Raw genomic sequence first — 16,469 nt, forward strand, 5'->3', positions numbered from 1 at the left:
ATGCCTGAGTCGACATGCGCCCTTCTTTCATCCGCCTTGCCTTCATCCCGCTTGCCGGCCTTCTCATGGCCGCCGCGCCGCGTGAGTATAGCCGCGAAGAGCTCAGCGCACTTGAGGCCCAGCGCCAGTCCGTCATTCGCCAACTTGAAGCCCTGGAGAAGGCCGAGTCCGAAAGTGGACAGGACGTCACCAGCCTCGAACGCCAGCTCATTTCCGCCGCGCTGGAGAGCCGCCGGCGCGAGGAACAGGCCGCCGCCTCCGAGATCAAGCTGATCGATCTTCGCACGCGTCTCGGTTCGGCCCGCGATGCGCTGGTCGAGAGCACCGACAATCTCGAAGAGATCATGGCCAACCTCGCCATTTCAGGCAGGCACCGTCCCCCGGCCCTCATTGCCGCGCCCAAGGAGGCGAACGCTGCCATCCGCGCCGCTATCGTGATGGGCGGGGTCGCCCCGCAGATCAATGAGCAGACCGACCGCCTCGCCAGTGAGATCGCCGAACTGAAATCGCTCGAACAGTCCGTGCTGGAAGAGCAGGACCGTCTCGCCGCCGCAGAAGAGCGCCTCTCGGCCAAACAGGCCGAGATCGAAACCCTGGTCGCCCGAAAGCGCGCCCAGTATGAAAACGTCTCCAGCGAAGCCGAAGCGCTTCGTGCCCGCGTGCGCCAGATTGGCGGCGAAGCTGAGACCTTGCGCGACCTACTCGCCGCGCTCGAAAGCCAGGCCCCGCGCGCTCCGGCCATCAAGCCCCGCGCCCAGATCCAGCTGGCCGCCTCGCGCACATCGACACCCAGCCGCACGACTGACGCGCCGCGCAATCCGGCCCGTAGCCCGGCTGTCGCCAATCTGAGGCCCCTTGGCCGCGAGGCGCTTGGCGGCCTCATGCAACCGGTCGCAGGCTTTGTCTCACGCAATTGGGGCGATGACCTTCCGGGCGGTGAAACCGCCAAGGGTCTCTACATCCAGCCGCGCGCCAGTTCAGACATCGTCGCCCCAATCGACGGCACAATTGAGTATGCGGACGAATTCAGAAGCTACGGTAAGCTCTTGATCATTTCGACAAGTGATGGATACCATATCGTTCTGAGCGGAATGGGCCGTATTTACGGTACCCCGGGACAGACGGTACGCGCCGGTGAGCCAGTTGGACGCATGTCCGAACGTGCAAATCCGCCGCCTGAGCTCTATCTAGAAGTCAGGCGGAATGGCGTACCGATGAATCCGGCACGCTGGATGCAGGGCGGATAAGCCGCCACAGGAGATGATGACCATGAGAGCAATGCTGACGGGGGCTGCAATCGGTGTCGTAATGGGCGGGGTCGCCGTAGGCGTCTCAGCCGTCGCATGGCCAGATTCTGGCACAAGCAGCAGCCGAGCGGAAACCTACCGACAGCTTGATCTCTTTGCCGAAGTGCTTGCCCGCGCCCGCGCCGACTACGTCACCGAAATTGACGAAGCCGAAGCGATGGAAGCGGCAATCAACGGCATGCTCGGCTCGCTCGACCCGCACTCATCCTACCTGTCCGCAGAAGACTTCTCCGCCATGCAGGTCCAGGCCTCTGGCGAATATGGCGGCCTCGGCATCGAAGTGCAGATGGAAGATGGCTTCGTGAAAGTCATCACGCCGATGGACGACTCCCCGGCCTCGCGCGCGGGTCTGCAGAGCGGCGACCTGCTCACCGCCATCAATGGCAAGCCGATCGTCGGCCTGAACATTGATGATGCCGTCGAAGACATGCGCGGGCCTCCGGGCACCGAAATCATCGTCAGCGTGATGCGCGAAGGCGAAGACCCGTTCGACGTCACCATGGAGCGCGAAGTCATCCGTCCAAAGTCCGTTGACTGGAAGACGGTAGACGAAGACGTGGCCTATATCCGCATCTCCACCTTCAATGAGCGCACGACCGATCTTCTCGAAGATGCGTTCGAGGGCGTGTCCGATGAGCTTGGCAACCGCCCGGCTGGCATCATTCTCGACCTGCGCAACAATGGCGGCGGTCTTCTCGATCAGGCGATCTCTGTCTCCGACAAGTTCCTGTCGGGCGGCGAAGTCGTGTCGACCATTGGACGCCGTCCAAGCGACATTGCCCGCTACAATGCCCGCTCCGGTGAAGTTTTTCAGAACGTGCCGATTGTTGTGCTGATCAACAATGGCACCGCATCCGCCTCTGAAATCGTAGCTGGCGCCCTGCAGGACCGTGGCCGCGCCACCGTTCTCGGCATGACCAGCTTCGGCAAGGGCTCGGTCCAGACGGTCATCCCGCTTGGCAGTGATCGCGGCGCAATCCGCCTCACCACCTCGCGCTATTACACCCCGTCCGGTCGCTCCATTCAGGCAACCGGCATCGTGCCTGACATGGAAGTCGCACAGGCCCGCGTTTCCGAGGAAGAACTGGCCCGTATCCGCCGTTTCTCCGAAGCCGATCTGCCAAACGCGCTGACCAATGAGGACGGCGCCGAGCGTGAAATTCCGCACCTTCCGAAGGAGCAGCCTCCTGAGGATTATGAAGGCGAGGACTATCAGCTCGACCGCGCCCTCGAAGTCCTTCGCGGCGGCCAGATGAGCGCGACGGAAACACCGCAGGCCGGTTAACGGAAATTTGCGTTGTCTTAACCGGTCGCTGGCAGGGTCTGCGCTGACCCGCCAAACCAGCGACCGGAGAGACCATACATGGCCGCAAAGGCACCCCGTGAGCCATCGCCGCTGCGTAGTGCGATCAAGCATTCGGTTCTGAGCTTTGCTACTGTCGGTCTGGCACTGACGGCCATGGCAGGCGGCATCCATGTCTGGGGCAGCGACGACACGTCCAGCCCGGTCCGCCAGATTGCGCTCTTCGAGACCGAAGCGCCGACCATCACGACCCCGCAACTGAAGACGCGGCTCGCCTCCTCCAACGCGCCCGCGAGACAGATCGCGGCCCCCTCCTTCGATGAAGAAGACGGCGCACCGCCCTTCGTCACCGACGCGATGATCGCCCGCGGTGAGGCAGGGACGCCTGATCTTGGCGTTGACTATGTCGATGGCGTCTCACGCGTCGTCCGCGTTGCCGCTCGAAGCGATGAAGTGCCTGAGCGTCAGGAAGTCCGCATCAATGGCATCAGCGTCTCCTCCGGCCAGTCCTGGCAGGAATCGCGCAGCACGCTCGCCCTGCCGCGCGCGCCAGTCGCCGCTGTCGCTGAGCGCACCTCGCTCGGCACGCTGCCAAAGATTTCCGATGATGGCCGCACGCCTGCGGGCGTTTATGCCCGTCCCTTCGCCAACACTGAGGGCCGCCCGACCGTCTCCATCATTCTCGGTGGGCTTGGCATCAACCGCACCCATACCCGCTCGGCCATTGATGAGCTTCCGCCGGAGGTCACTCTCTCCTTCGCGCCGGGCACGCGCGACCTTCAGGGCTGGATCGATCAGGCCCGCGCCGCTGGCCACGAAGTCCTCCTCGAAGTCCCGCTTGAGGCCTATGAGCTGTCCTCTGGCCCGGCCCACCCTCAAAGCCTGACCACCACCATGCAGGAAGCCCAGATCGAGTCGCGCCTCAGCGCGCTCATGGCATCTGCAAGCGGCTATTTCGGCCTCACCAATTATCAGGGTGGCCGCTTCCTGCGCAGCCCGGAAAGCGTCTCTCACCTTGCCCGCCTGACCGCCGCGCGCGGTCTTGCCTTCGTTGAGGATGGCAGCCTCCCCCGCTCTGCCATGGACACCGTCGCGACGGACGCGCCGCTCCGCTTTCGCCGGGCCAACTTCCCGATCGACACCCAGCCGCATGGCGGGGACATTCAGGAACGCCTGCTGGAGCTGGAAACGCTGGCCATCGATAAAGGCTCTGCCGTCGGCTCCGGTTTTGCCTACCCGGTCACCATCGACATCCTGAAAGCCTGGACCGATAGCCTCTCCGCCAAGGGCATCGTACTCGCGCCTGCATCTGCCGCGACGCATACACGGCCATCTGCTACGGCGGGCCTCGAAACTGCGTCCATCGACCAACAGGCGGGTGGGCAAGCAGACATGGACGCGGTAGATACGACTGGGTGACCATCCAGACACCTGATCCCTCGCTCTATCGCCCCAATGTCGGCCTCGTCCTGTTTTCGGCGACCGGCTATATCTTTCTTGGCCGCCGCATAAACGGGCGCGGCGCCTTCCAGTGGCAGATGCCACAGGGCGGCATTGATGAAGGCGAAACCTCCCACGACGCCGCCCTGCGAGAGCTCGAAGAAGAAATCGGCGTCTCCGACAAACTTGTCGACGTGCTCGAAGAAACCTCTGACTGGCTGTTCTATGAATTTCCGGCCGAAGTGCGCCGCCGCATGCCGGGCGCCTTTATCGGCCAGCGCCAGAAATGGTTTGCGCTGCGCTTCAAGGGCTCTGACAGCGACATCCGCCTCGACCGTCACACACCTGAATTTGACGCATGGCGCTGGGCCCGCCTCAGCGAGGCGCCCGCTGCCATCGTGCCGTTCAAACGGCCCGTCTATCAGGCCGTCGCCGAACGCTTCCGCCCCTGGGCGGGTGAGAATTTTGCCCTTGAGACAAAAGCAGGAGAAACGCCATGAGCCGGACGATACTGATGATCCACGGCGTCGGCTGCGGCGGCGAAGCCTGGGGCCCGATGCAGCGCGCCTTCGAAGCGGCTGGATGGCGCGTCGAAGCCCCGACCCTGTTTGAAGACCAGCGCACCATCGACAATCCGCCAGACAGCCTGAAAGACCTCACCCTCACCGACTATATTGAGGCGATGTCCGCCAAGGCGCGTGAAATCGAGGCTGAGACCGGCGCAAAGCCCGTGATCATGGGCCATTCCATGGGCGGCCTCATCGCGCAGAACCTCGCCGCGCGCGGCGACGCCTCTGCCGCCATCTTCCTCACTCCGGCCCAGACCCCGGATTGCCAGGTGCAGGATCTCCGCCTGATGATCACCTTCTGGAACATCCTGAAGGCAGGCAAGAAGAACGTGCCGGAGAACAGCTACAAGGTCGGCAAGTTCGGTTTCAAATGGGGCGTGATGAACGAAGTCCCCAAGAGCCGCCACGATGAGATCTATGCGCAGGCGCGCTTTGATTCAGGCAAGGTCTACCGCGACCTGACAGAACCTTCCCTGATCGACGAGAAAACCGTCACCATCCCGACGCTGACCATCGGCGCGGGCAAGGACCGCGCAACGCCGATCAAGGCCGTCCGCCGCGTCGGCCAGAAGTATAAGGGCGCAGGCGTTCCGGGAGACTATATCGAATACCCCCAGCACGCCCACTGGATCGTCGACGAGCCGGGAACCGACAAGGTCGTTGCCGATATGCTTGAATGGCTGGATCGCAAACTGCCGGACACGGACCCAGCGGCAGACCCTCAGCCCGTCATGTGATCAGTCGAGGGCGCCGACAAAAGGCAGCCCGCGATAGAGCCCCTTATCGTCCATGCCATAGCCGACGAGAAACCGCTCCGGCGCCTCAAACGCATGGTAATCGACATCGTCTGCCCCGCTCGGCGCTGACGGCTTGCGCGCTAGCGCCACCGTGATCACCTCGCGTGCGCCCTTGGTCATCAGATGCTGGCGCGCAAAGGCCAGCGTGCGGCCAGTATCAAACACATCATCGATCAGCAGGACGCCGCGGCCTGTCACAGGGCGCGTTATGTCCGCGCGCACATTTACCCGGCCAGAGCTTTCGCGCGCATCGCGGTAGCTTTCCAGCCACAGCGCATCCAGCATCGGATGGATATGACGCCGCGCCAGCGCCTTCATCAAGTCGCTGGTGAAAGGCGTCGCGCCGATCAGGATATTGATAGCCGTCCAGTCGCCCTGAAGGCGCGGAGCCAGCGTCTCGGCCAGCCTGTCGACCATGGCCATCAGCTCGTCCTCGTTCAGGACGACATCGATTTCAGGAGTATTCTGGCTCATGGATTTCCGCCGAGGTCTGGTGTGACGTTTGCCTGCTCGCTTTCAAGCCCAGCCTCACCCTCATCGACAAGGCCGAGTTCCAGCTGGAAAGCTTCAAATGGCGGGTTCTCGATCCGTTTGGAAAAGCCTGCCGTCTCGCCGGCGGCGATCTCACCCTGAGCGACCTGCGCATAATAGGTGGCGATATGCACCCCGCCATCGTCCAGCAGGCGCACCTCGACCAGCGGCGCGCGCCGGGGCCTCTTGGTGAAGTTGCGGACCTCGCCGCTAATCTCCAGCACGGGCAGCGTCCCATCGAGGAAGCGTTCGGCATCCTCTGAGGCAAACTCGACGCCGAACCGGTTCACTTTCAGGCCAAGCGCGCTGAAGGCAGACGCGCTCTGCGGCCAGGCTTCCACCACCCGGCTGCGCATCAGGACAGCTCCGCCCAGAATGCCGACAAGAAAACAGGCCGCGACAGCCCAGGACACCATCGCCGCCATCCGGCTCGCCCGCGCTTTGCGGTCACGCACGCGCTTGCGATACGCCTCATGCGCACCACGGCCCGCAGCAGCCGCCAAGCCCTCGCCCTGACCGACAAACCAGCTATGATCGCACGCGGCGCACTTCACCGTGCGCCCGGCCTCACCAATCGTGGAGTCGTGCGCGAAATACTGGGTCTCGCAGTTCGGACAGGTGAGAATCATGGCTTGGAGTTTCGCGCAATTCTCTGAAATAGTCGATTGGACCGCTGCGGATTCGAAAGGAAGCTGATGACCCAGGCGGGCGCGCCTCTTGCCAGTGAACCGGCTGTTGAGCTGAACGGCGTAAGCCTTCGCTACGACACGGCTGACGATATCCTCACCGATATCGATATCCGGCTGAAGCCGGGCACGTTCACCTTCCTGACCGGCCCGTCAGGCGCGGGCAAATCATCCCTTCTGAAGCTTCTCTACCTTGCTCATGCGCCGACATCGGGCGAAGTGCGCCTGTTCGGTCAGCGCACCGCCGACATGTCCCGCAACCAGCTCTCGGCGCTCCGCCGCCGTATCGGTGTCGTCTTTCAGGATTTCCGCCTGCTCGACCACCTTACCGCATTCGAGAATGTCGCCCTGCCGCTTCGTGTCAGCGGAGAAAAGCCCGAGGACTACCGCGACGAAGTCGTCGATCTCGTGCGCTGGGTCGGCCTTGGGGAGCGTATTCATGCCTTCCCACCAGCCCTTTCCGGCGGCGAGCAACAGCGCCTCGCCATCGCCCGCGCGCTGATTAACAAGCCCGATATCCTCATCGCGGATGAGCCGACCGGCAACGTCGATCCGGACATGGCCCGGCGCATCTTCCGCCTCTTCATTGAGCTCAATCGCCGCCTCAACACGACGATCATTATCGCTACGCACGACATGCACATCATCCGTGAGTTCAAGGCGCCGGTGCTCAAGCTTCAGGACGGGCTGCTCTTTGCGGACAGCTCCTACGAGCAAGCATGAACATCAAGATGAACCCCCTCCTGCCCGAAAGCGATGCGCGCGAAGCGGCCCTCTTTTTCGTGGTCGCAGCCCTCTGCTTTCTCGCCGTGCTTGCCACCCTCGTGGCACGTGGCACCTACACCGCCGCCGAAGCCTGGACCGCGCAGGTCGAGGGCGAAATGACCGTGCTCGTCAGCGACACAGACAGGCGCGGCGCAGAATCCGCCGCCACCCTTATTGAGGCCCTGCCGGGCGTAGAGCGCGCGCACGTCCTCACTGATGAAGAGCTCGATGAGCTCCTCTCTCCAAGCTTTGGCCCCGGCGGAATCCCGGATGGCATCCCCCTGCCGCTGCTCATCGCGGTCGACGCCGAGGGCGACACCACCGCGCTCGCTGCCGATATCGACGCCGCACTCGCCGAAGCCGGCATCAATGGCCGCGCCGACACACATTCGGCCTATGCCGCCGAAGTTCGCAAAGCCCTTGGCACACTGCGCATCGCGGCCATCGGCACGGTGCTCCTTCTCACCATGACTGCCATTTCCGTCATTGCTTTCGCAACCCACGCGGCGCTCCTTGCCCGCAAGGACATTGTCGACGTGCTGCATCTGGCGGGCGCAGAAGACCGCTTTATCGCCCGCCTGTTTGAGCGCCGCTTCTGGCTGCTGGGTCTGAAAGCCGGGGCGGCAGGCTCTGTCGCGGCCCTCGCCGTCACCGCCATCATCGTCTTCTCCGCGCAAAGCTCCAACGCGCCGAGTGAGCTCCTGCCGAAGCTATCGCTCGACCAGTGGGATCTCATGATCCTTGCCGTCTCGCCCATTGCTGGCGCGCTTGCGGCACGTATCGCTGCGCGGATCACCGTTGGCCGCTCGCTGAGGAGTTCACTTTGAACGCTGTGCGCTCATTCCTGTTCGTCATCTGGCTCTATGGCGGCATGGCCGTCATCGGCATCACCTGCCTGCCGACCCTGCTCCTGCCACGCAAATTCGCCGTGGCCGCCATCCGGTTCTACGCCCAGTACATCCGCGTCGGCCTGCGCTTCCTCTGCGGCATCAGGGTTGAGCTGCGCGGACACGAACACATCCCGCAGGGTCCCGTCCTCATCGCGGGCAAGCATCAGGCCATGCTGGACGTCTTCATCCCGTTCATACTCTTCTCTGACCCGGCCATCATCCTGAAGCGCGAACTGCTCTGGTATCCCGCGCTGGGCTGGTATGCCCTCAAGACGAAGATGATCCCCATCGACCGGGCGGGCACATCGAAGACGCTAAAAAAGATGCTGCGCGAGGCGAAAGCCCGCACCGAACAGGGCCGCCAAGTCCTCATCTATCCGGAAGGCACCCGCCAACCCGCAGGTGCAGCCCCCGCCTACAAATCGGCTGGCGTCACCGCGCTCTACAACCAGCTTGAGGTGCCCGTCGTCCCACTCGCGACCAATTCCGGGCTCTGCTGGAAGCCGCGCGGCATGGTCCGCAAGCCGGGCCTCGTCGTCTATGAAGCGCTGCCGCAGATCCCGGCTGGTCTCAATCGCAAGGAAATGTTCGCCAGACTGCAGAGCGAACTGGAAGCCGCCTCAGACGCCCTGCTGGACGAAGGCCTCGCTGCGCAGGGCCGCACGCGCGCTGAACTGGCGGTATAATCAGCCATTCACGTGCTCCGTCACCCTCGACCGCAAAGCGGTCTGAGGGTTCATCTCGGGACCGCCAGACAGACGCTAGAGCAGAGGGCACAAGATGGGCTCTCAGATGAGCTAGCGCTCATCGAGAGTGACGCCCACTGGAGCCGTTAGAGTGACCCCGTGGAGCCGCTTCCCTCATACAGCGCCTGTCGAAGGATGAGAGAAGCAGAAACCGAAGCGCAGCCCCTAAGCCGACGCCTCTTCGGTCTTGCGCAGATAGATCGAATTTTTCGGCTTGGAGAAGACGCGCTCCACCATCGGCTCAAAGAACTCCAGCGGCTCACTCTGATACTCAGGGTCGAACGCCTTCTGATCGTATTTGTGGCAGAACTCGGCGCAGCGCTGGAAGTGCGGATTGTCCTTGAACTGGTCGCGCATATTCCTGTCGAGACCGAGATGCTCGAAGAAGTAATAGCCCTGGAAGACGCCGTGATTGGCGACCATCCAGAGGTTCTCCTCTGACACGAAGGGCTTGAGGATCGCAGCCGCCACATCCGGATGGTTCATGCTGCCCAGCGTGTCGCCGATATCGTGCAGCAGGGCGCAGACGACATATTCCTCGTCACGGCCATCGCGGTGCGCGCGCGTCGCAGTCTGCAGCGAATGCTCCAGCCGGTCGACCGGGAAGCCGCCAAAGTCGCCGTCCAGCAGGCGAAGATGGTCGAGGACGCGCTTGGCGAGGCCCTTGTTGAAGATACGCGAATGCTCGGAGATGATCTCCCAGTCTTCCTTCGTACCTTCCATCATTTCGCGAAACTGGGCCTGTCCGCCCGCGCCGTGTCCGTCTGCCATGCTGTTTCCTCCATTATCTTTTCGCCTTCCAGAATACGCGGATGTGCAGAGCCGGTCAAAGATTTACCGATGACCGGCCCGCCGCCGCTCGCAGTGCATGGCGTCTTGCGATACGCTGACGCCCTGTCCTGAGCCGCGGAGCGCCCCATGTCGAAACCATCACAAGAGACACTGCAGCAGGCGTGTGATGACCTCATGGCCTGCGACCCGGCCTTCGCCGCCGCCTTCGCGGTCACCGGCCTGCCCGACTGGCGCTACAGCCCGCCCGGCTATCACACCATCGCCCGCATGATCGCCTTCCAGCAGATCACAACCAAAGCCGCAGCCACGATCTGGGGCCGCGTCGAAGCCGAACTTGGGGAGGTCACGCCCGCCTCGGTCCTTGGCGCCAGCGAGGACACGCTGAGAGGCTGCGGCCTGTCACGGCCCAAGATCGGCCACCTCAAATCCATCGCGACCGCCGTCGAGGAGGGTGCGCTCAACCTCACCCGCGTCTACCATGCAGAGATCGAGGCCGCCCGCGCCGAACTTCTTGCCGTTAAGGGCATCGGCCCTTGGACCGCCGACCTCTTCCTTCTCTATTGCGGCCGGCTCGACGCCTTCCCCATCGCCGATGTCGGCCTGATGGAAGCCTATCGCCAGCTCAGCGGGCATGAAGAGCGCCATGCGTCGAAGGCGTTCACAGAGCTCGCCGAAGCCTGGCGGCCATGGCGCGGGGTCGCCGCCCATCTTCTCTGGGGCTGGATCAATGCAGAGCGCGCGAAAGCCTATTCAGCAAGCGGCGGCAGCGATGCCTGATCTGCAGCAGGCACTACAGTTACGAACGAAAACGCGCAGATGCGCTAGCCAAACCCGTAAACTGTCATAAACTCGTATTAGGGAATCAGTAATGATCTCGATAAAACCGATGGAGGCGCGCGTTCACTGACATTCTCGTCAGCCGCACAGAGGGACAGGAAGGAGGCTGCAATGCCTGAGGTCCTGACTAATCCGCCAAATGGGCGGCCCGCTCTCGTTTTGAACGCCGATTTCAGGCCCCTTTCCTACTATCCGCTTTCGCTCTGGCCCTGGCAGGATGTCGTAAAGGCCGTCTTTCTCGACCGTGTCGACATCATCGCCGAATACGACACCGTCGTGCGCAGCCCGAGCTTCGAGATGCGCCTGCCGTCTGTCATCGCGCTGCGCGAGTTCGTGCGACAGGACCGCTCGCCCGCCTTTACCCGCTTCAACGTCTTCCTGCGTGACGGCTTCCAGTGCGCCTATTGCGGCGCGCCGGATGAGCTAACCTTTGATCACGTGGTGCCGCGCTCGCGGGGTGGGCGCACAAGCTGGACGAACATCGTCGCGGCCTGCTCGCCCTGTAACCTCAAAAAGGGGGGCCGGATGCCGAATGATGCCGGGATGGTCCCGCACAGAAAGCCCGTGCGCCCGACCAATTACCAACTTCAGGAAATCGGCCGGCGCTTCCCGCCAAACCATCTGCATGAAACCTGGATGGACTATCTCTACTGGGACGTCGAACTCGAGGCGTAGACGGCAGCCCACACACGCCGCGCAAAAAAAAGCCCCGCAGCTTTCACACTGCGGGGCTGATTTCATGTCAGGCTCAGCGTCCTAGTACTTGGTGCTGTCCTTCTCGAGCTTGTCGATATCCTGTGCGGCGTCTTCTCCGGCCTTCTCGATCTGCTCTTCCTCATACTCAGTGAGGCCATCAACATCGACGTCCGGATTGGCGACCTCATTGATGTCGCCATAGCGAGCGGCAGCGTCTTCTGCGTCAGTGGCTTCAGGACCGCCAACGCCCATTTCGGTGTCGGTGTTTGCGGCGACTTGCGCTGACTTTTCTGCATTCAGCTCGGCAAGCTGGCCTTCATTGAGGTCGCTGGATGCCTCGGCAGTCACTTTCGTGTCGCCATAGGTTTCGACCGAACCGTACTGGTCATTCATCTGAAGCTTTGCTTCAGCTTCATCATTGTACTCAGTCTCGGTTTCCACATCGACATCAACATCGGCGCCGGGCGTTTCAATCTCGACATCCGTGTCAGCTTCGAGATCAGAGTCCGCGATTGCGTCTTCTTCGCTCTCGTAATACTCGCCGCCCATACCGTCGCCGTCCTTGAACGTGTCGTTCTCAAGCTCGGTATCACCGTCCCAGCTTGGCGTGGTCGCGGTCGGGGTTTCGGTATCAAGCGTCGTATCGGACGTCACATCGCCTTCAATCTGGACATCAGGGATGTCCGTGGTGATCTCGGCTTCGGTCTGCGTCTCAATATCCGTATCGGCGACTTGCGCGATGGCAGGCGCAGTCATCAGGGCGATAGCGGCGGTAGCAGTCAGAAATGTGCGTTTCATAGCGTGTCCTTTCAGCGTTCTGCTTGTGACACTGTGAAAACGGATGCCCCGCCGCCGCGTTCCGCCTCTTTCGTTAATTCGCGTTCAGGCTATCCAGCCGCAGCTCGATAATTTTCATCTCGCGCAACAGCGTCAGATGGTTCATGCGCAGCCAGAACCAGATCTTCACGAACCCCGTCGCCATAAAGCCCGCCAGCCCGACCCCGGCCCAGCCAATCGCCTCGACGGCCGTTTCGCTGTCAAACATGGCAAAACCCGACCAGATCGCCAGCCCGAAAAAGACAAGCGAGAGCAGGAAAGCAAACACCGTCCAGGCCTTCATCGTCCCGGCAAAGGCGGCGCCCATCTGCTGGAACAGGCCCGGCTCTGCGTCGAGCGATGCCAGAAACGCCCGGTCATCCTCGCTCATGCCCTGGCGGATCTTCTCATCAATACCCGTCATTCTTCTTCTCCTTCCAAAGCCGCCTTCATCTGGCGGCGTGCGTGAAAAATCCTCGACTTGGCCGTGCCCACCGGTACGCCCGTAATCTCCGCGACCTCGATGAGGGTCATCCCCTCACCAAAGAACAGGACAGCAGCGGCCCGGTGGTCGACGCTGAGGCCGTCCATCGCCTGCCGGATGGCGAGCCCGTCCTCGGGGGCGCCCCTTGCTACGGCGCCAGCATCAGGCGTTAGCTCCGAGTATCGCGCCCGGTCGCTCTGGTTGCCCCTGATGCGGTCGGCGCATTTGCGGTGCAGGATGGTGAACGCCCATGCCGGAAACCGCGCCGGGTCCTGCAGCGTGAACCAGCCCCGGCAGATTGCCGCCCAGGCATTCTGGACGGCCTCAACCGCCTCATCCTCATCGCGCAGCAGGCGTCTTGCCGTCCGCAGAAGCCGCGGCTGCCAACGCGCGGCCAGTCGCTCTCCGGCCCTTCGGTCGCCGGCACGTGCCGAGATGAGCAGAAGCTCATCGAATATGCGTCCTGTGTCCCGGGTCATGCCTGCGTCTGTCTGCCTTGTTCTGAAGGGATAGTCGCGCCAGATTGGCAAAAGGTTCAATTGCGGCCCCGCCGCGCCAGCAGGAAACCCCAATGACCTCACCTCGCCTGCGTGGCCGCAACGCGAAGATCCTCGCCACGATTGGCCCGAAAAGCGCGAGCCCCGACGCCATCCGCCTCCTCGCCGAAGCTGGCGCCGACATCTTCCGCCTGAATTTCAGCCACGGCGCCCACGAAACTCATGCCGCTGTTTTCAACGCCGTCCGCTCTGCTGAAAAGGCGATGGGCCGCCCACTCGCCATTCTCGCCGACCTGCAGGGCCCCAAGATACGTGTCGGCACGTTTGAGGGCGGCGCGATCAAACTCGCATATGGCAAGACCTACACGCTGACCGCCGATGAAAGCACCAGCGCGCCAGACACCATCCCCGTCCCGCACCCTGAAATCCTCTCTTCGCTCGAAGAAGGCGACGAAATCCTCTGCGACGACGGCAAGGTCCGCCTCACCGTCAGTGAGGCTGGCGACACGCTACGGGTCACCCCCGCTTTCCATGCCACCCTGTCGGATCGCAAGGGCTTCACCGTCCGCGGCAAGACGCTGCCGCTCAAGTCCATGACCGATAAGGACCGCGAAGACCTCGCCTTTGCGCTGGACCTCGGCGTGGATCTCGTCGCGCTCAGCTTCGTGCAGTCGGTTGAAGACGTGAAAGAAGCCAAAGCCGCGATCGGCGCGCGCGCCCCGCTCATCGCCAAGATCGAGAAGCCCGGCGCGGTCACTGATCTCGACGCCATCATCCGCGCGTCTGACGGGGTGATGATCGCCCGCGGCGATCTCGGCGTCGAATTTCCGCTCGAACAGGTCCCTATCATCCAGCGCCGCATCGTGCGCGAAGCACGTGAAGTTGGCCGCCCCGTCATCGTCGCAACGCAGATGCTGGAATCGATGATCGAAAATGCCGCCCCTACGCGCGCAGAGACAGGCGATGTCGCCACCGCCATCTATCAGGGCGTCGATGCCGTCATGCTGTCTGCCGAGACCGCCATTGGCCGCCATCCGCCCACCGCCGTCGCCATCATGGACCGGATCATCAGAGCCACGGAAGCGGCCCCCGATTATCGCGACTCCCTCAGACAGTTCATGGGCGACCGCGATGATGAGCGCGTCATCGACATCGTCGCGCGCGCCGCCCAGTCGCTCGCCTTCGCCGTGAAGGCCAAGGCGCTCGCCCTGCGCACCGGGTCGGCCCGCCGCCTCGCCCAGTTCGCCAAGCATCGCGGGCGCTATTTCATCCTTTACGGCTCGTCAGATGACGCCCGCCTTCGCCGCGCACAGCTCCTATGGGGCGTGCACCCCATCCATGTCGACATGATCGAGGAAAGCGACTGGCCCCGCACCCTGATGGACGCCGCAGACCTCGAAGGCGCCGTCGCCTATGCCGCCTGGAAAGGCGGCGGCGACGACACTGCCTGGGAAATGGGCATACGGCGCTAAGACGTCCCCTCCATCCCTCATCCTGAGCTTGTCGAAGGATGAAGCCACACACAAACACCCCTCATCCGCGTCATCCTCGACCGCAACGCGGTCTGAGGATCCATCTCCTCACACCTCATCAGGCACAGAGGCAGAAATCAGGAGATGGGCTCCCAGATGAGCTGTCGCTCATCGGGAGTAACGCCCATTTTCAGAACCCTACATGAAAACGCCCGGCCATTGCTGACCGGGCGCTCTTCAAAGTCTTCCTGCAATCAGACGCCTAGACGTCCAGCAGCATACGCTCCGGGTCTTCCAGCGCTTCCTTGACGCGGACGAGGAAGGTCACAGCCTCCTTGCCGTCGACGATGCGGTGGTCATAGGACAGCGCGAGGTACATCATCGGACGCAGCTCGATTTTGCCATTCACGGCGACCGGGCGCTGCTCGATGCGGTGCATGCCGAGCACGCCGGACTGCGGTGGGTTCAGGATTGGCGTCGACATCAGCGAGCCATAGACGCCGCCATTCGTGATCGTGAAGGTGCCGCCCTGCATGTCATTGATCGAAAGCTCGCCATCGCGGGCCTTGCGGCCAAGATTGCCGATCTCTTTCTCGACGCCTGCCAGCGACAGCTCATCACAGTCACGAACAACCGGCACGACGAGGCCGCGATCGGTGCCGACCGCGATGCCGAGATCATAGAAGTTCTTGTAGATGATGTCCGTGCCGTCGATCTCGGCGTTCACCGCCGGGATTTCTTTCAGCGCGTTGACGCAGGCCTTCACGAAGAAGCCCATGAAGCCAAGCTTCACATCATGCTTCTCAAGGAAGGCGTCCTTGTAGCGTGAACGAAGGTCCATCACCGCGCTCATGTCGACATCGTTGAATGTCGTCAGCATCGCGGCGGTGTCCTGCGCCTCTTTCAGGCGGCGGGCGATGGTCTGGCGAAGACGGGTCATCTTCACCCGCTCCTCGCGTGGGCCAATCTCACGCTGGGCTGAGGCAGCCTGCGGCTTGCTCTCTGCCTTTGGTGCCTGCGCAGCCTTGTTCACGAAGTCGACCGCATCCGCCTTGGTAGCGCGGCCATCGCGGCCTGTGCCTGGAATGTCCTGAGGGTTCACACCGCCTTCGGCTGCGACGCGGCGTACCGATGGAGAAACCGGACGGTCTTCCTGACCGGAAGCCGACTGACCGGTTTCGGCTGGGGTCTGGCTGGTCGTTGCACCTTGGGAAACGCGGGCTTCCTTGGCCACCGTGCCGCCTGCACCGCCGGAAATCCGTGCGATGACAGAGCCCGGCGTGACCGTGTCACCCGGCGAGACGAGCAGCTCTGCAATCGTGCCATCCGCCGTCGCCGGCACTTCCAGCGCGACCTTGTCAGTCTCGATCTCGGCAATCGTCTCATCCTTGGAGACCTTGTCGCCGACCTTTTTCAGAAACTCGCCCAGCGTGCCCTCGGTGACGCTTTCGCCCATTGGCGGGACGGTCACATCGGTCAGATCACCGCCACCGGATGGGGCACTTGTTTCCTGCTTTGGAGCTTCCTCTTTCGGCTGCTCAGCGCTCTCGGATTTGGCTTCTGCAGGCGCGCTTTCTTCCTCGGCAGGCGCTTCGCCGCTGCCGCTACCGAGGCGGCCAAGGACCGCGCCGATCTCGACCGTGTCGCCTTCATTGGCGACGATCTCGCTTAGCGTGCCATCTGCCGTTGCGGCAACCTCAACTGAAACCTTGTCGGTTTCCAGCTCGACCAGAACCTCATCCTTGGAGACCTTGTCGCCAGCTTTCTTGAGCCATTGGCCAACAGTGGCCTCCGTCACGCTCTCACCGAGCTGAGGGACTACGATATCAGTCATATGCTTC

Annotated in this window: 18 protein-coding genes; 11 read left to right on the top strand and 7 right to left on the bottom strand. The window is 62.7% G+C overall.

The window, feature by feature from the left end:
- The first annotated feature begins 14 nt into the window (after positions 1 to 14).
- The 5 genes from D1222_RS05840 (at position 15) to D1222_RS05860 (ending at position 5,356) form a co-directional block, all read left to right on the top strand.
- Entirely contained in the window at positions 15 to 1,247 is a 1,233-nt protein-coding gene (locus D1222_RS05840) for a murein hydrolase activator EnvC family protein (protein ID WP_119453251.1), read from the top strand.
- 22 nt (positions 1,248 to 1,269) lie between these two features.
- Positions 1,270 to 2,592 (top strand): S41 family peptidase, encoded by a 1,323-nt coding sequence (locus D1222_RS05845; RefSeq protein WP_233348529.1) that lies wholly within the window; start codon positions 1,270 to 1,272, stop codon positions 2,590 to 2,592.
- 78 nt (positions 2,593 to 2,670) lie between these two features.
- Complete coding sequence (locus D1222_RS05850) at positions 2,671 to 4,029, top strand: divergent polysaccharide deacetylase family protein (RefSeq protein ID WP_119453253.1); 1,359 nt, start codon at positions 2,671 to 2,673, stop codon at positions 4,027 to 4,029.
- Positions 4,026 to 4,550, top strand: coding sequence for an RNA pyrophosphohydrolase (locus D1222_RS05855; RefSeq protein WP_119453254.1), 525 nt, complete (start codon positions 4,026 to 4,028; stop codon positions 4,548 to 4,550). The genes D1222_RS05850 and D1222_RS05855 overlap by 4 nt, the downstream gene beginning before the upstream one ends.
- The gene (locus D1222_RS05860) at positions 4,547 to 5,356 is read left to right on the top strand and encodes an alpha/beta hydrolase (RefSeq protein WP_119453255.1); all 810 of its coding nucleotides are present in this window, start codon (positions 4,547 to 4,549) and stop codon (positions 5,354 to 5,356) included. Before D1222_RS05855 ends, D1222_RS05860 begins: the two co-directional genes overlap by 4 nt.
- Here D1222_RS05860 and D1222_RS05865 read toward each other — a convergent pair whose 3' ends face one another.
- Positions 5,357 to 5,890 carry a phosphoribosyltransferase gene (locus tag D1222_RS05865; RefSeq protein WP_119453256.1) on the bottom strand — a complete coding sequence of 178 codons (534 nt, stop codon included), beginning with the start codon at positions 5,888 to 5,890 and terminating at the stop codon, positions 5,357 to 5,359. It abuts the gene before it with no gap.
- Positions 5,887 to 6,576, bottom strand: a complete 690-nt coding sequence (locus D1222_RS05870; protein WP_119453257.1) for an MJ0042-type zinc finger domain-containing protein — start codon at positions 6,574 to 6,576, stop codon at positions 5,887 to 5,889. The genes D1222_RS05865 and D1222_RS05870 overlap by 4 nt, the downstream gene beginning before the upstream one ends.
- A 66-nt stretch (positions 6,577 to 6,642) precedes the next feature.
- On the opposite strand from D1222_RS05870, the gene ftsE reads away from it, so the two are divergent.
- From ftsE to D1222_RS05885, 3 genes are read left to right on the top strand one after another with little or no spacing between them, the layout of a single operon-like run.
- Complete coding sequence (ftsE, locus tag D1222_RS05875) at positions 6,643 to 7,356, top strand: cell division ATP-binding protein FtsE (protein WP_119453748.1); 714 nt, start codon at positions 6,643 to 6,645, stop codon at positions 7,354 to 7,356.
- Positions 7,353 to 8,225, top strand: a complete 873-nt coding sequence (locus tag D1222_RS05880; protein WP_119453258.1) for a cell division protein FtsX — start codon at positions 7,353 to 7,355, stop codon at positions 8,223 to 8,225. Before ftsE ends, D1222_RS05880 begins: the two co-directional genes overlap by 4 nt.
- Before the next feature lie 5 nt (positions 8,226 to 8,230).
- A complete protein-coding gene (locus tag D1222_RS05885) occupies positions 8,231 to 8,974 on the top strand; it encodes a lysophospholipid acyltransferase family protein (RefSeq protein ID WP_233348584.1) in 744 nt (247 codons plus the stop codon).
- A gap of 225 nt (positions 8,975 to 9,199) precedes the next feature.
- Here D1222_RS05885 and D1222_RS05890 read toward each other — a convergent pair whose 3' ends face one another.
- On the bottom strand, positions 9,200 to 9,805 hold the full coding sequence (locus D1222_RS05890) for an HD domain-containing protein (RefSeq protein WP_119379348.1): 606 nt from the start codon (positions 9,803 to 9,805) through the stop codon (positions 9,200 to 9,202).
- A 147-nt stretch (positions 9,806 to 9,952) separates the two neighbouring features.
- Here D1222_RS05890 and D1222_RS05895 point away from each other — a divergent pair, with 147 nt between their 5' ends.
- Both D1222_RS05895 and D1222_RS05900 read left to right on the top strand, forming a co-directional pair.
- Positions 9,953 to 10,603, top strand: a complete 651-nt coding sequence (locus D1222_RS05895; protein WP_119453260.1) for a DNA-3-methyladenine glycosylase family protein — start codon at positions 9,953 to 9,955, stop codon at positions 10,601 to 10,603.
- Between the two features lie 171 nt (positions 10,604 to 10,774).
- On the top strand, positions 10,775 to 11,338 hold the full coding sequence (locus tag D1222_RS05900; protein WP_119453261.1) for an HNH endonuclease: 564 nt from the start codon (positions 10,775 to 10,777) through the stop codon (positions 11,336 to 11,338).
- Between the two features lie 81 nt (positions 11,339 to 11,419).
- Here the strand turns inward: D1222_RS05900 and D1222_RS05905 are convergent, their stop codons facing one another.
- The 3 genes from D1222_RS05905 to D1222_RS05915 all read right to left on the bottom strand — a co-directional run bounded on the left by D1222_RS05905 (position 11,420) and on the right by D1222_RS05915 (position 13,138).
- Positions 11,420 to 12,157, bottom strand: a complete 738-nt coding sequence (locus D1222_RS05905) for a hypothetical protein (RefSeq protein WP_119453262.1) — start codon at positions 12,155 to 12,157, stop codon at positions 11,420 to 11,422.
- 73 nt (positions 12,158 to 12,230) lie between these two features.
- Positions 12,231 to 12,599, bottom strand: coding sequence for a DUF6768 family protein (locus tag D1222_RS05910; RefSeq protein WP_119453263.1), 369 nt, complete (start codon positions 12,597 to 12,599; stop codon positions 12,231 to 12,233).
- On the bottom strand, positions 12,596 to 13,138 hold the full coding sequence (locus tag D1222_RS05915) for an RNA polymerase sigma factor (RefSeq protein WP_119453264.1): 543 nt from the start codon (positions 13,136 to 13,138) through the stop codon (positions 12,596 to 12,598). Before D1222_RS05915 ends, D1222_RS05910 begins: the two co-directional genes overlap by 4 nt.
- A gap of 92 nt (positions 13,139 to 13,230) precedes the next feature.
- Between D1222_RS05915 and pyk the strand changes: the two genes are divergently transcribed.
- Positions 13,231 to 14,628 carry a pyruvate kinase gene (gene pyk / locus D1222_RS05920; protein WP_119453265.1) on the top strand — a complete coding sequence of 466 codons (1,398 nt, stop codon included), beginning with the start codon at positions 13,231 to 13,233 and terminating at the stop codon, positions 14,626 to 14,628.
- 262 nt (positions 14,629 to 14,890) lie between these two features.
- Here the strand turns inward: pyk and odhB are convergent, their stop codons facing one another.
- The gene (gene odhB / locus D1222_RS05925) at positions 14,891 to 16,462 is read right to left on the bottom strand and encodes a 2-oxoglutarate dehydrogenase complex dihydrolipoyllysine-residue succinyltransferase (RefSeq protein WP_119453266.1); all 1,572 of its coding nucleotides are present in this window, start codon (positions 16,460 to 16,462) and stop codon (positions 14,891 to 14,893) included.
- Positions 16,463 to 16,469 lie beyond the last annotated feature (7 nt).

Origin of the sequence: Henriciella algicola (assembly GCF_003576245.1) — a bacterium.
Classification (GTDB): domain Bacteria; phylum Pseudomonadota; class Alphaproteobacteria; order Caulobacterales; family Hyphomonadaceae; genus Henriciella; species Henriciella algicola.